This window comes from Ruminococcus sp. OA3 (assembly GCF_022440845.1).
Taxonomy (GTDB): domain Bacteria; phylum Bacillota; class Clostridia; order Lachnospirales; family Lachnospiraceae; genus Ruminococcus_G.
The window spans coordinates 1399677-1413500 of sequence record NZ_JAKNTO010000001.1 but is presented as its reverse complement, the minus strand read 5'-3'; the positions used below and the strand labels follow the sequence as shown (position 1 = coordinate 1413500).

The following is a 13824-nucleotide window of genomic DNA, read 5'->3' as shown; positions in this document are numbered from 1 at the left end:
ACTCCTTTATCTGGTTTCTTGGAAAAATTTCCGGATCGCTTCCACGACCTGTGCCGCTTCATCCACGGACAGGTTATAAAACATAGGCAGCCGCATCAGCCGTTCGCTCTCCTTCGTCGTATAGGTATCCTCACCGCAGAATCGTCCGTATTTCTGTCCTGCAGGAGAGGTGTGAAGCGGCACATAGTGGAAAACGCTTAATATTCCCTGCTCTTTGAGATTCTGAATCAGTGCCCGACGTACAGGTTCATTCTGAACTTTCAGATAATACATATGGGCATTATGTACGGCATAATCCGGAACAAACGGCCGTTCAATATAGCCTGCATTCTCCAGCTCTTCCAGATTTTTATGATAAAAATCGTAGAGCGCATGCCTTTTTTCGTTGATCACATCTGCCGCTTCCAGCTGGGCATACAGATACGCCGCATTCATATCACTCGGCAGATAAGAAGACCCGTAGCCTACCCAGGTATACTTGTCAATCTGCCCGCGGAAGAATTTGCTGCGGTTTGTTCCCTTTTCCCTCAGGATCTCTGCCTTTTCAAGATACGTTTCATCCTGAAACAGCAGTGCACCTCCTTCCCCCATCGTGTAATTTTTCGTCTCGTGAAAACTGTAACAGCCGAAATCACCGATCGTTCCAAGGGCGCGCCCCTTATAGGCAGCATGGACTCCCTGCGCAGCATCCTCGATCACCTTCAGATGATATTTTTCCGCAATTTCCAGGATCTCATCCATCGCACACGCCACGCCTGCATAATGTACCGGCACAATTGCCTTTGTCTTCTCCGTAACCGCCGCTTCGATCTTATTTTCATCAATATTCATGGTATCCGGCCGGATATCCACGAACACGAGTCTGGCTCCCCGCAGCACGAACGCATCGGCCGTCGATACAAACGTATAGGACGGCATGATCACTTCGTCCCCCGGCTGAATGTCCGCCAGGTAAGCTGCCATCTCCAGCGCATGCGTACAAGATGTCGTAAGCAGCACTTCTTTTGTATGGTAATGCTTTTTCATCCAGTCAGAGCATTCTGTGGTGAACGGACCATCTCCGCAGAGTTTTCCGTTTTCAATTGCTTTTTGCATATATTGTGTCTCGGTCCCGACATAAGGGGCCCTGTTAAATTCTATCATAGGTATCCTCCGGTTTGTTCCGTCTAAATCGTATAGATGATAATTCCCGCTATAATGATCAGGTTCCCGATCAGTTTTCCCTTCGTAATCTTTTCTTTCAGGATCAGCCAGGACATCAGCAGAACGAACACGTAAGCAAAGGAGTCGATCACGGCTCCGTACTTCATGTCCACTCTGGTATAGGCATAGGTGTTGAGCAGCAGTACGCCAAAAAACAGGCCGTAAGCCAACATGACCCGCCAGTTCAGGTATTCAAATATTGGATGCCGGTATGTCTTCCCAGCACTTTGTTTCAGCAGTATCTGCGAAAAAGCCGTAAAAAACGTCCCCGCAAACATCAGCAGCATATACATTCTATTCATATCTCTGCACCACCATCACTCCGATAAATACGATCAGCATACCGATGATATTGTTCACCGTCAGGTTTTCCCTGAATATCAGCACCGCCCAGACCTGTGACCAGATCAGATACACGCTTTTATTCGCGTATGCTGTCGTCAGTGTAAACTTTTTTATCACCTTCTGCCAGGCTATCGCATAGATCCCACAGTCAGCGATCATTAAAAACAGAAATACGTAAAGCCAGACTGAGGAAAGTCCTTCCTTATTATATTGGATCGATGCCATCTTCGAAAAAATCCCTGTCAAAGAAAACAGCAGGATATTCAGGTGCAGCTGTACGTAATCCTTTGTTTTTCCCATAATTTCTCCTGATTTATAATTTCCTAAAACTAATTGATTATATCACGATTCCTCTGAGGCTTCAACTAATATCCCAGATATCAGTTGAAATGAACTTTTTATAATGCTATGATAAAGGGAGTCAACATGACTGTATGACTGAACCGTGAGATACAAAAATAGAAACAAAGGAGACATAACATGAGTTTATATTCTGTGGTTGTTCCTGTCTATAATTCGGAACATACCCTTGAAGAGTTATATACACGTCTGCGGAATGTGTTTGAAGATACACTCCATGAGGACTTTGAACTTATCCTGGTCGATGACAGTTCCAGGGACAATTCCTATCAGATCATGAAACAGCTGCGCAGCCGTGACCGGCGTGTCAGGATCATACAGATGGCCAGAAATTTTGGTCAGCATCCTGCGCTGCTGTGCGGATTTTCCTATGCCAAAGGTGATTTTGTGATTACAATGGACGATGACCTGCAGCATCCCCCGGAAGAACTTCCGAAGATGATCTCTGTGATGAATGAACGGGATGACGTGGATGTCATTCTTGCGAAATATGAAGGCCGCAAACATAACTTCATCCGCAGAATGGGCACACGTTTTTCAGTCTGGGCTACCTCCAAAATGCTCGGGAAAGATCCGAATCTGGAGATCACAAGTTTCCGGCTGATGCGCAAGTTTATTGTGGACGCCATATTGACAACAAACACACATCTTCCGCAGATTGGTAATCTGCTGGTACAGACCTCCAACAGGATCATCAATGTTCCGGTTCGTCATGATGCCCGTGCTTATGGTAAAAGTGGTTATCCTTTCAAACGGCTCGTCAAAGATCTGATCTATGACATCACGAACCATACCGCATTTCCTCTTCTCGTCGTACGGGATATCGGAATCCTGGGTTTTACAGTCAGCATTCTGCTGGCATTGTACTATCTGATACGTTACTTTATATTTGGTGCTTCCGTAGAGGGCTGGACCTCCATGATACTGATCATGCTTTGTGGATTCAGCCTTATACTGCTCTCCCTGGGCATTATCGGCATGTACCTGATGAATATTCTGAATGAATCTAAAAAAATGCCGCACTATACTGTGCGCCAGAAAGATACGGAGGAATAACACGATGGAAATTGGCGGATATTTTGAACTGGAGCATTTTAACAGCCGGCCTTATTATTCCGGTCTTTACGAATTGAACCTGGGCCGTACTGCCCTGATCTATCTGCTTCAATCACTAAAATGCAGGACTCTGCATGTCCCTTACTTTATCTGTGATTCCGTGACAAGCGCATGCGAGCGGGCAGGTTTTTCCCTGCAGTACTATCATCTGGACAGGAATCTGGCACCTGTCCTGGAATGCGAACCCGTTAATGATGAGTATCTTTATCTCATCAATTACTACGGACAGTTATCAGATGAGCAGATTCTTGCATTTTCTCAGCGTTACGAACGGATCATCGTCGACAACACACAGAGTTTTTTCCAGAGGCCTCTGAAAAATATTCCCACACTTTACTCCTGCCGTAAATATTTTGGCGTGAGTGACGGTGCCTATCTTTCCTGCAGCCTGACACTGCCTCCCCTTTCCGAGACAGATCAGTCCCAGCACAGGATGGCACACCTGCTGGGCCGCTTTGAAGATACCGCCTCTGAACACTACTCTGAAATGCTGGCATCAGCGGACAGTTTTCACAGAGAGCCCATAAAAAACATGTCACTCATCACAGGAAATATATTAAATGGTATTGATTATGATGCTGTACGCCGTACACGCAGCCGCAACTACCGGTATCTGAGCGAACGTCTGGAGCAGGAAAACATTATGAATCATATTGTTCCCGACGGACCGTTTGCCTATCCGTTTTACACCAGAAACGGACCCGCCATCCGTAAAGAACTGGCTTCTCTGCACATCTATATTCCAACTTACTGGAATAATGTCATTGCAACCATGCCGGAGGAATCGGTCGAATATGATCTGGCCGCCAACATCCTTCCGCTTCCCTGTGACCAGCGCTATGGAAACTGGGAAATGGAGCACCTTGCAGATGCAGTACTCACAGTAATGCAGCAGTTTGGAGAATAGTCTATGAAAAAACGATTAATGATTTTAGGTTCCCTCAGTGAATTTACACAGTTGGTACAGCTGGCAAAGGAGCGGGGCATCTGCACCGTTGTCTGTGACGGATATCCCGACAGTCCTGCAAAGCAGATTGCAGATTTTGCCTACGATATCGATGTCCGCGAGACGGTGTCACTGTCGCGCTATGCAAGACAGCACGATGTAGATGCCATTATCACTTCGTTTTCTGACCTCCTGTTTGAGTGCATGGTCAAATCCTCCGACAAGGCTGGCCTGAATTGCTATCTCAAACCTGAACAGCTGCCGTTTTACCGAAACAAAATGAAAATGAAGCAGCTTTTGAATTCGCTCAATATTGCCACACCGCGCCACGTTTGCCTGAAACGCGGTTTCTCTGACACGGAACTTTCGGCACTGCGTTTTCCGGTCGTGACCAAACCACTTGATATGTATGGCTCCCGCGGACTGTATGTGCTGAATTCTCCTTCAGAAGTACGCCGGTATTTCTCCCGCGCCTGCTCAACCTCCCGCGTGAAAGAAATTATCGTTGAAGAATACAATACCGGATATGAATTCAATCTGATGTCCTGGGTACTGGACGGTCAGGTTCATATCCTCAGTATTGCAGACCGTGAAAAGACCGGGACCGGAACACGTGATGTTCCAATCAGCACCAGAAACGTCTATCCGTCCCGTCTGATCTATGATGTCTATGAACCCGCCAAAAAGATCCTGGAGAATTTCATCGCCGCCACCGGTCAGACGGAAGGGGCACTGTCCATGCAGTTTTTCTGGTCCCCCGGGCAGGAAGTGGAGGTCTGTGAGATCGCAGGACGCTTCCTGGGATATGAGCACGAACTCATAGAATACAGCAGCGGCCTGTCCATAGAAAAGCTGCTTCTCGATTCCATCTATGACAGGGATTCTCTTAGGAAAACTTTGAAAGACCACTCTGCGTTTATGACAAAGCACAGCGCGGTCCTGTATTTTCACAGCAGGCCTGGCTATGTAGGCAACCAGCAGGCTGCTCTTGACATCACAGAATGGCCGGAGGTTGCAGAAAGCCAGCTGTTTTACCAGGACGGCGAGGCTGTTGTCATGCATGGTCCCAACCCCTACTTTGCACGCTATGATATTACCGGAAAGACACGTCCTTACATCGACAGCGTCACACAGAGGATCTATGATACGATTACCGTTAAAGATATCCGCGGTCAGGAACTTCTCTACCAGAATGAGATGCCCCGGTATCCGGAGATTTACTGAAACATACAAAAATGCCCCTGCGCTTCATCAAAGAGAGAAGCTCAGGGGCATTTTGGATTATCTGCAGGACGGCAGAAAGACCGCCACATAAGTATAAACTGCACTGACGATAAAGAAAATACAGGCGGCCAGAAAAAACCACCTGCCGGCTTTTTCTTTTTTTAAAATCCTCGAAAACCACTGCTCATAACCGAGTGTCACAAAATACATGATGGGTATCACAGCAGGCATCACATACCTCCCCTGTGCCTGAAAATCGCTCGTATAAGCATACCATACCAGCACGATGGGCGGAACGGCCATCGTCACAAGCATTGCCCACCGGAACAGATTTTGCGGGTTCCATCTCTCCCGTCTGTAAACGACCTTCACCAGTGCACTCTCCCGTCCGACCATGACTTTTCTGCTCTCACAGCTGTCCTTCCTGACGAAAAATAACTGTCGGATACCGGTCAGTATCCCGGCCCCTCCGACACCAAACAGCAGAATATACAATTTGCTTAGCAGAAACGGCATAAAGACTTTCATGAAGCCGAACGTGCCTATAAAACTCACCATCACCGTCATCAGCCAGTTATGCTGCCAGTCTCCAGGCACAAACGCCATCATTCCCAGAACAGACATTCCCGTGGACTGAATCGTCTGACGGTTTGACGGCTTCAGCTCCTCCACAGCATACATCTCGGCATACTGCGACGATGTCTGCATTCCCAGAATGTCACCGTCATAGATGATATAACTGCGGATGAACCACCAGCCCGCGATCACCACAACAACCCCCGTGATCAGAAATCCTCTCGAAAACAGAAACCGAAAATCCCATTTTCTGTCCCTGCACATCAGTACTGTGGCACAGAAAAACAGTATACTCGCCAGAATCACTCCGTATGCATTGTAGTATGACATGGCGCACAGTCCAATGCCCATCCCGAGCCCTGCACATGTCCTGATCTCCCAGCCGCTTTGTAACGCCCGCACCCACATCAGGATGATCAGAGCCGTTGCGAACAGCGCCAGTCCGTCCGTGTTTACATAGGAGAACACGAACATACAGCCCGGGAGAAAGGTCACTGCAAGCGTAAAAAACCATCCGCCCGGCTTCTGAAACAACTGACGTGAGATCCGCCTCACCAGAAAGGCAAACCCGGTCCCCAGCAGTACGTTTACCATACGTGCGGCCATCAGCAGTGTCTGCTCATTCGACGTAAAAAAAGATGTGACTTTGACAAACCCAGCTGAAAAAATGTACGGCAGAATCGGATTGAATCCATAGGAGATTCCCCACATTGCATCACGGACTTCCGGGTCACCGCCGTGAGGCAGCGTACCATGACGTACAATAAAATCTACGATCTGATACCGCATTGCTTCATCCGGCGATGCATTAAACGGCTGGACAACTGCCCACAGAACCAGAAAAATGAAAACGGCAATTAAAAATACCAGCTCAATACGGAACTCTTTTTTTTCACCCTTCATTTGACATCTCCCAGGACTCACTGGATCTCTTTCAGATAACGGCCCAGTGCATCCTGCCATGACGGGAGTCTCTGAAAGCCGTTCTCATCCAGTTTGTCTTTGTTCATGCGGCTGTTGGACGGACGTTTCGCTTTGGCCGGGTATTCGCTGGCACTCACCGGTAGCACGTTGACATCCATACCTGCCTGACGGAAAATTTCCACTGCAAATTCATACCAGGTACAAAGTCCTTCATTTGTCGCATGGTAAAATCCGTATTTATCTGTATGAATCATATCCACAAGCAGCACTGCCAGATCGTACGTATAAGTCGGAGAACCCGTCTGATCATTTACAACCGTAAGTGTATCGTGCGTTTTTCCGAGATTCAGCATGGTCTTGATAAAATTTTTGCCGTTCACACCGAACACCCAGGCGATACGGACGATAAAAAATCTAGCGACGTGATCTGTAACCGCCACTTCACCCTCATACTTTGTCTGTCCATAGACGTTCAAGGGATGCCTTTCGTCATCCGGCTCCCAGGGGCGCGTCCCCTCCCCGTCAAAAACGTAATCCGTGCTGATGTACATCATCTTCAGGTCCAGTTTTTCACAGACTTTCGCTACATTTTCGGTTCCGTACGCGTTGACCCTGCGGCAGATGTCCACATGGTCCTCCGCAGCATCAACGGCGGTGTATGCGGCACAGTGGATGACTGCTTCCACACGCGCATCAGTGATGACACGCTCCACAGCTCCGGGGTCTGTGATGTCCATCTCCTCCACATCGACGCCTACGGCCTCATGACCGCGTTTTGTAAGCTCATTTACCACGTCATAGCCAAGCTGGCCTTTGACTCCAGTTACCAATACTCGCATCGTTATCTTATCCTCCTATATCCGTCTCAGTGAAAAATCCTGACTGTCAAGCGTCAGATTCGGGTTATAATACGGATCCCCCGTTTTGAAAATATCCGGCCACTTCTTTTCGAAGATAGCGATCTCCCGGTTAAACCGCGCTACTTTTTCCGGAGTGTCCTCCAGTCCTCTGGACTTGGATTCATAATGGTAAAGCTCTGCATATGGGTTGTATACAATCAGCTTTCCCGCCTTTCTTATCTTCATGCAGAAATCAATGTCGTTAAATGCCACCTGCAGTTCTTCACTCAATCCTCCGACCTGTTCAAAGATACTTCTCTTCACCATCATACAGGCGGCCGTTACCGCACTGTAATCCTGTGCGCAGATAATCCTGTGACAGTAACCCGTATAGCCTCTCGGCTGCATCACGAAACAGTGGCCTGCAATGCCGCCGAATCCAATCACGACGCCCGCATGCTGAATTGTGTCATCCTCAAAATACAGCCGGGCACCCACAGCGCCCACGTCATCACGCATACAATATCCGAGAAGTTCCTCCAGGCAGTCCGGGTTGATGATCTCCGTGTCGTTGTTCAGAAGCAGAAAATATTCGCCCCTGGCATGCTGCGCGCCGAAATTATTGATCAGGGAGTAGTTGAAAATGCCGTCCCAGTAAATCACATGAGCCCTGGGGTTTTCGAGTTCCAGCTTTTTATAGTACGCAAATGTCTCCTCTTTAGTACTGTTATTTTCCACAATGATATATTCATAATTTTTGTATGTGGATTTCTCTTCGATCGACTGAATACACCGGTCCAGATCTTCCGTATGATCCTTGTTCGGAATGATAATGGAGATCAGCGGATCGTAATCCCGCAGGAATCTGGTACGGTACAGCCCCAGGTACTCGCCTTTGGAAACCTCTGCACGGATTCCCAGCCTGTCGTAATGCGCCTGCACAGCACGCTGTCCGGCATCAAATGCATACAGCTTGCTCTCCGGATTTTCCGATGTGGAGTCCTCATGGCTGCGCCAGTGGTAAAGTATCTTCGGAATATGGCAGATCTTATCGCTCGCCTCAACACAGCGGAAGATAAAATCATAATCCTGCGCTCCGTCAAATTCTGGCCGGAGTTTCCCCGCCTTTTCGATTACGCTGCGCTTTACCACAAACAGATGGCAGATATAATTGACTGTACACAGCAGATCCAGGTTAAAATCCGGTTTGAAGTGAGGCTGAAAGAACTTATGCCCGTCCATGGACATCTTGTCCTCATCCGAATAAAAGATTTCTGTTTCCGGCTGCTCGTTCAGCGCCTTCACACACTCATACAGTGCATTCGGCGTCAGAACATCATCATGGTCGGCAAATATGATAAATTCGCCCGTCGCCGCACTGATTGCCGCATTTGTATTCTCCGAAATCTTAAGCGGCGCCTCATGAGAGATCACTCTGATGCGTTCATCAGCCCCCGCATACCGCAAAAGGGCGTCCGCAATCGGTGAATCCGGTCCGCTTCCGTCCGACAGGCAAAGTTCCCACTCGGGGTATGTCTGCTCTTTCACAGACGCGATCAGTGCCTCCAGATAAAGCAGCGGCGTCTTGTAGAGCGGTACCACGATGCTGAACCTGGGCCGGACTGCAAATACCGCCTGGCGCTGTCTGTCCAGCTCTGCCGATGTCGGCAGGTGTCTGGGAAGCCATTTGTCATATGACACCGGCGCTTTCTTCATACCGGCGATCTTACCTGCGACTTTTACGGCAAGTGCCTTTACACCGTGGGACGCCAGATAACGCGTACCCTTTTTGGCCACCCGCTGAACTTTATTTTTTATGATAAACGCCGTCTGCATCTGAACAGGGTAGACTGCCTTGCTGCCCTTTGCCCTGAACACGAGGTACACCGTCTTCGTCTTCACGCTGTCAAGTTCCAGATAAAACCCGCATTTGCTCTCGACTGGCGTCTCTTTAAACATTTCCACGACATCCATCCGGTTATTCCTCTGAATATCACAGGAGATCTTTTTGCCGTGTTCATCATAAACGCTGATCATCACGGGTGTCCGGTACACAGCCCAGCCTCTGACCTTCAGCGTTCTGGACGACGGGCTGACTTTCTCTTCCTCAATATAATAGAATGGCTTTTCCCGCCGTCTGACAAGATCCCGCACCGCAATGGAAAACCAGAGGATTTTCTCATTTCCAAGCAGGGCATAGATCTTCAGCCGTTTACAATGATTCAGGTCCTTAGGAAGCCGGACGGAAAGCGTAACCTTTTTCCCCTTCATCAGGTCCAGATCCGCAAACCGCTCAAGCGCGCTCGTATTTTCCCAGTCTTCCAGTGTGACATCCGTAACCCGGCACCCGTCCAGCAGGACCTGCGGTTCGTATTCCTTCGGCCAGCTTCCCTGCAGGATATACACATCAGGGTCCAGCAGATGGAAGCGTTCTCTTTTTACTTCAAATAATTCTCTTTGCACGTATCTTTCCTCCGCGTTCTATATTCCGGGAAATTCCGTATGCTTCTTCAAACTGCAGTCCCCGTCCGCAAGTGTCAGATTAACATTGTAATAGGGATCGCCATTCTTCAGAATGTCCTTCCACTTTTGCTGAAAATACTCGACTTCCGTACGGAAACGCTCCAGTTTTTCCGGTGTATCCTCAAGCCCTCTCGACTTTGACTCATAGTGGTACAGGGTCACATAGGGGTTGAACACGACCAGTTTCCCCCGCTCCCTCACTTTCAGACAGAGGTCGATATCATTGAACGCCACCGTATAGCGCTCATCAAATCCTCCGATACTGTTAAAATCCTCACGCGAGATCATGAGACAGGCAGCTGTAACGGCACTGATATCCTGCGTCGTCACAAGACGTGCATTATACCCATATTCCTTCCCGTCCGCCCGGCAGAGAATATGTCCGGCGATGCCGCCCATACCGATCACTACACCTGCGTGCTGTATCGTATCATCCGGATAGAACAGCTTTGCACCGACGATTCCGACATCACGGCGCTGGCAGTAACCCAGCATCTCTTCCATCCATCCGGGTGCGATCACCTCAATATCGTTGTTCAGCAGGAGCAGATAATCCCCTTTCGCATGACGGGCACCAAAATTGTTGATGCTCGCATAGTTGAACGTATCCGTCCAGGTCAATACCTTCACACAGTCATATTTCGCCTGCAGTTCCTGATAATAATCGAATGTCTCCTGATGCTCACTGTTATTCTCGATCACCAGAATCTCATAATTTAAATATGACGTCTTCTCCACGATCGATGTCACACATTTTTCCAGGTCATCGATGTGATCTTTGTTCAGTATAACGACAGTAACCACAGGACTGCCCTGAACCTTCAGAACAGTTCGGTAAATCCCAAAAATATCCGTATTTTCAACAACTGCAGGCATACCGAGACGCTCATAATGCTCCTCAAGTGCACGCCTTCCGGCATCTACGGCATACTGCTTGCTCTGAGGATTCCCCGCCGTCGAATCCGGATGAGCCCTCCAGTGGTACAGCGCTTTCGGAATATGGTAAATCCGGTCCGTCTGCTCCACACACCGAAGGATAAAATCATAATCCTGTGCACCGTCAAACCGGCTGTTAAATCCCCCAGTCCTGTCAGCGATCGTCTTTCTGACCAGAAAAATGTGACAGATATAGTTGACGCTTCTCAAAAGATCGATATTAAAATCCGATTTAAAATTGGGACTGTAGTACTTTTTGCCATCCATACTGACTTTATCCTCATCCGTATAGATAATGTCAGTCTCCGGGTCATCATTCAGTGCCTTTACGATCTCATACAGAGCATCCGGCGCCACAATATCGTCATGATCCGCAAGCATGATATATTCGCCCGACGCCATCGCAAGCGCCGCATTTGTATTCTCAGAGATCCCCAGATTCTTCTCCAGTTTCTGATATTTCACGCGGCCATCCTGACCGTAATGCGCTCTGATGGTCTCTCCCACACTGCTCTCCGTGCTGCCGTCAGCCAGGCACAATTCCACGTTTTGATACGTCTGTTCCAGCAATGAATCCAGCATTTCCTTCAGAAAAACAGCGGGGGTGTTATACAGCGGAATCACAATACTGATCTTCGGACAGTACGCGAACGTATGATTTCTCTGTGCCTTCAGTTCCCTCCTGCTGACAGTATGTTCTTTGAGCCAGATATTGTAATCCGCATATACTGGTTCCAGTTCTCTCCTGATATGGTTGATAAAGGCTTTCATCCCATGTTCTCTGATAAACGCCCTGTTTTCTTTCCTGCGTGCCGGCGCCAGCAGCTTTTTTAATTTTCCGCGTCTGGAGTGTTCATAATCAAATCTCTTAAGATCGACGACATATTCCTTCATCGTCAGACAGTTGGAAAACTGAAGGTGATACTCCCGGCAGTCCGTCTCTTTGCGCTTAATGCGTATCTGAAAGCCACACTGCGCATATTCTGCCTCTTTCGCGACCCCATACGCCTTGTTGACGTCGGTCCGGATGATACGCATCATCTCATGCGGGATTTCTCTTCCCCGCTCATCACGAAGGCGTATCTGCTCGTCATGAAACCTTCCGAGAACCCACCCCTGTATCGTCATCAGTCCCTCCGTCTGTTCCACAATGTCGATTTTGTACGTGATCGTGACATCATGATACAGCCTGCGTATCTCATCTGTAGTCTTCTCAAGAGCTTTCACCCGTGTGTGTCCGTCCGAGAGGTACAAAACCGCCGTTTTATGGTTGTTCCAGAGTGTCTCGGCGTCTTCCACCGTCAGACGGAACCCGATATCCGTCCTTTTTGTGACATCCGGAATCGCCTGCTGTACATCCGGTCTCTCTTCGATCTCCAGCCGGACGGGATACGCTGTCCCGTCAGCCAGAAATTCATGGCTGACCATCCGCCCGTCCGGGCCGGATGCCCAGCCCCCGATCACATATTGTATCCCGTCCTCACAGTGTATTTCTTCAAAATCAACACTCCAGTATAGCTTATCCATCAGTTACTTATCCTTTCCGGTCATCTTTTTCAGTTTCCGGTATGCCCTCCAGACTTTCGTATGTTCCATCTCGCTGATCAGCCGTTCACGCTGCATAAGCTCCTCTGAAAGCCTGGCTATTTCTTCTTTCTGCCGTTTTGGCACCTCCTGCATACGATGCAGAAAGCCTGCGATCTCCTGTGTAGCCGTATCCATGATGAAATCGACCATCAGAGCGGTGGCTCCATCCGGGATCTCCATGATCAGTATCTGTGGATCCATGGTATCAAATATAACCTGCTGCTCATCCAGCTCAAATCCGTTCGTGATAAAAGAACATTTCTTCTGATCGCCCCCGATATACTCCAGCTGGCTGATTGTCAGCACGCCTGCGTAAGAACACGGATCCAGACGGATCTTTTTGATATGCCCGGGAAATGTGAGACAGATACGTATCCGTCCCTGCGGCATCGGGTAATACAAAGACTGCCCTTCGGAGAACTCACCGCCGTCAGAATAGAATACCTGCAACTGTTCATCGCGCTTCTTTTTATGTTCCCGCTCTGCAAGCTGATACACTGAGAGTACCCCGGGAGAAATGTCATCATACATCTCCCGCACAGGAACATGGTTCCCCTGAATATAATCCTGGAAATGCTTTTCCATCTGCAGGTACTGAGCAGTCTCTTCCTCCGTAATACCCATCTCCCGGGACAGATTCCATTCCCGGACACAGCTCCTCTTATCGCTCGTCTGCGTATAATAATGAATGATCCGAAATAACACAAATGAGAGTGGAACCGGAAACTCAAATGTCCACTCATAGTCAATCAGATTCCATCCCTCACTCACCAGTACGTTGGCAAGCACCATGTCAATATCAGTCACTGCAAGTGACTTCAGCCCCCTGGGAAGACTGATATTACCAAATACACGGCAGAACTCTTCTGTCATCTGAAATTCAGACTGCTCTCCACAGTTCTTTACCGTGTGCAGATAGGACATCAGCTGCTCTCTGGCACCGTCATAATTCTGTCCGGCGATCAGTGTGTCAATCTGCTCCTCCAGGGTGACTCCCTCTAAATAATCAAGTTCCACGCCATCATCACATACCCGGCAGGCGTTCATCCTGATCGGAGTGTTTTCATACTGTCTGGATAACGCTGTATAAAACCGGCTGATATTCCCTATGTGCTGCCTCCCGTCAGGATAACACGGTGTTTTCCTCACCGTACGCATACCCGTCTCGTCCTTTACGATATCCGTGCGGATCGCATACGGCGCCGACCGCTCATTGGAGTACTTAGTATAGATAATCTTTTTCAT

The 13824-nt window shown here is 48.6% G+C and carries 11 protein-coding genes; 3 read left to right on the top strand and 8 right to left on the bottom strand.

Translation table 11 applies throughout. The annotated features are described in order from the left end of the window. Nucleotides 1-6: 6 nt before the first annotated feature. From rffA to MCG98_RS06420, 3 genes are read right to left on the bottom strand one after another with little or no spacing between them, the layout of a single operon-like run. Entirely contained in the window at nt 7-1143 is a 1137-nt protein-coding gene (gene rffA, locus MCG98_RS06430; protein WP_240301045.1) for a dTDP-4-amino-4,6-dideoxygalactose transaminase, read from the bottom strand. A 23-nt stretch (nt 1144-1166) separates the two neighbouring features. Further along, on the bottom strand, nt 1167-1505 hold the full coding sequence (locus MCG98_RS06425; protein ID WP_240301043.1) for an EamA family transporter: 339 nt from the start codon (nt 1503-1505) through the stop codon (nt 1167-1169). Beyond that, nucleotides 1498-1848 carry an EamA family transporter gene (locus MCG98_RS06420; RefSeq protein ID WP_240301042.1) on the bottom strand — a complete coding sequence of 117 codons (351 nt, stop codon included), beginning with the start codon at nt 1846-1848 and terminating at the stop codon, nt 1498-1500. Before MCG98_RS06420 ends, MCG98_RS06425 begins: the two co-directional genes overlap by 8 nt. Nucleotides 1849-2028: 180 nt before the next feature. Here MCG98_RS06420 and MCG98_RS06415 point away from each other — a divergent pair, with 180 nt between their 5' ends. Genes MCG98_RS06415 through MCG98_RS06405 form a run of 3 tightly spaced genes read left to right on the top strand, consistent with a single transcriptional unit; the run spans nt 2029 to nt 5194 of the window. Continuing rightward, a complete protein-coding gene (locus MCG98_RS06415; protein ID WP_240301035.1) occupies nt 2029-2964 on the top strand; it encodes a glycosyltransferase family 2 protein in 936 nt (311 codons plus the stop codon). Between the two features lie 4 nt (nt 2965-2968). Next, entirely contained in the window at nt 2969-3931 is a 963-nt protein-coding gene (locus tag MCG98_RS06410; protein WP_240301033.1) for a hypothetical protein, read from the top strand. A 3-nt stretch (nt 3932-3934) separates the two neighbouring features. Further along, nucleotides 3935-5194 carry an ATP-grasp domain-containing protein gene (locus MCG98_RS06405; RefSeq protein ID WP_240301032.1) on the top strand — a complete coding sequence of 420 codons (1260 nt, stop codon included), beginning with the start codon at nt 3935-3937 and terminating at the stop codon, nt 5192-5194. 57 nt (nt 5195-5251) lie between these two features. On the opposite strand, the gene MCG98_RS06400 is transcribed toward MCG98_RS06405, so the two are convergent. From MCG98_RS06400 to MCG98_RS06380, 5 genes are read right to left on the bottom strand one after another with little or no spacing between them, the layout of a single operon-like run. Further along, entirely contained in the window at nt 5252-6673 is a 1422-nt protein-coding gene (locus MCG98_RS06400) for a glycosyltransferase family 39 protein (protein WP_240301030.1), read from the bottom strand. A gap of 17 nt (nt 6674-6690) precedes the next feature. Next, nucleotides 6691-7533 carry a dTDP-4-dehydrorhamnose reductase gene (rfbD, locus tag MCG98_RS06395; protein WP_240301028.1) on the bottom strand — a complete coding sequence of 281 codons (843 nt, stop codon included), beginning with the start codon at nt 7531-7533 and terminating at the stop codon, nt 6691-6693. A gap of 15 nt (nt 7534-7548) precedes the next feature. Continuing rightward, nucleotides 7549-9996, bottom strand: coding sequence for a glycosyltransferase family 2 protein (locus MCG98_RS06390; protein ID WP_240301026.1), 2448 nt, complete (start codon nt 9994-9996; stop codon nt 7549-7551). An 18-nt stretch (nt 9997-10014) separates the two neighbouring features. After that, nucleotides 10015-12519: a glycosyltransferase family 2 protein gene (locus MCG98_RS06385; protein ID WP_240301024.1), complete on the bottom strand. Its 2505-nt coding sequence runs from the start codon at nt 12517-12519 to the stop codon at nt 10015-10017. 3 nt (nt 12520-12522) lie between these two features. Then, the gene (locus tag MCG98_RS06380) at nt 12523-13824 is read right to left on the bottom strand and encodes a hypothetical protein (protein ID WP_240301023.1); all 1302 of its coding nucleotides are present in this window, start codon (nt 13822-13824) and stop codon (nt 12523-12525) included.

What these genes read in the sequence shown, in the direction of transcription:
- rffA (WP_240301045.1), bottom strand. Translation starts at nt 1,143, where the DNA reads ATGATAGAATTTAACAGGGCCCCTTATGTCGGGACCGAGACACAATAT.
- MCG98_RS06425 (WP_240301043.1), bottom strand. Translation starts at nt 1,505, where the DNA reads ATGAATAGAATGTATATGCTGCTGATGTTTGCGGGGACGTTTTTTACG.
- MCG98_RS06420 (WP_240301042.1), bottom strand. Translation starts at nt 1,848, where the DNA reads ATGGGAAAAACAAAGGATTACGTACAGCTGCACCTGAATATCCTGCTG.
- MCG98_RS06415 (WP_240301035.1), top strand. Translation starts at nt 2,029, where the DNA reads ATGAGTTTATATTCTGTGGTTGTTCCTGTCTATAATTCGGAACATACC.
- MCG98_RS06410 (WP_240301033.1), top strand. Translation starts at nt 2,969, where the DNA reads ATGGAAATTGGCGGATATTTTGAACTGGAGCATTTTAACAGCCGGCCT.
- MCG98_RS06405 (WP_240301032.1), top strand. Translation starts at nt 3,935, where the DNA reads ATGAAAAAACGATTAATGATTTTAGGTTCCCTCAGTGAATTTACACAG.
- MCG98_RS06400 (WP_240301030.1), bottom strand. Translation starts at nt 6,673, where the DNA reads ATGAAGGGTGAAAAAAAAGAGTTCCGTATTGAGCTGGTATTTTTAATT.
- rfbD (WP_240301028.1), bottom strand. Translation starts at nt 7,533, where the DNA reads ATGCGAGTATTGGTAACTGGAGTCAAAGGCCAGCTTGGCTATGACGTG.
- MCG98_RS06385 (WP_240301024.1), bottom strand. Translation starts at nt 12,519, where the DNA reads ATGGATAAGCTATACTGGAGTGTTGATTTTGAAGAAATACACTGTGAG.
- MCG98_RS06380 (WP_240301023.1), bottom strand. Translation starts at nt 13,824, where the DNA reads ATGAAAAAGATTATCTATACTAAGTACTCCAATGAGCGGTCGGCGCCG.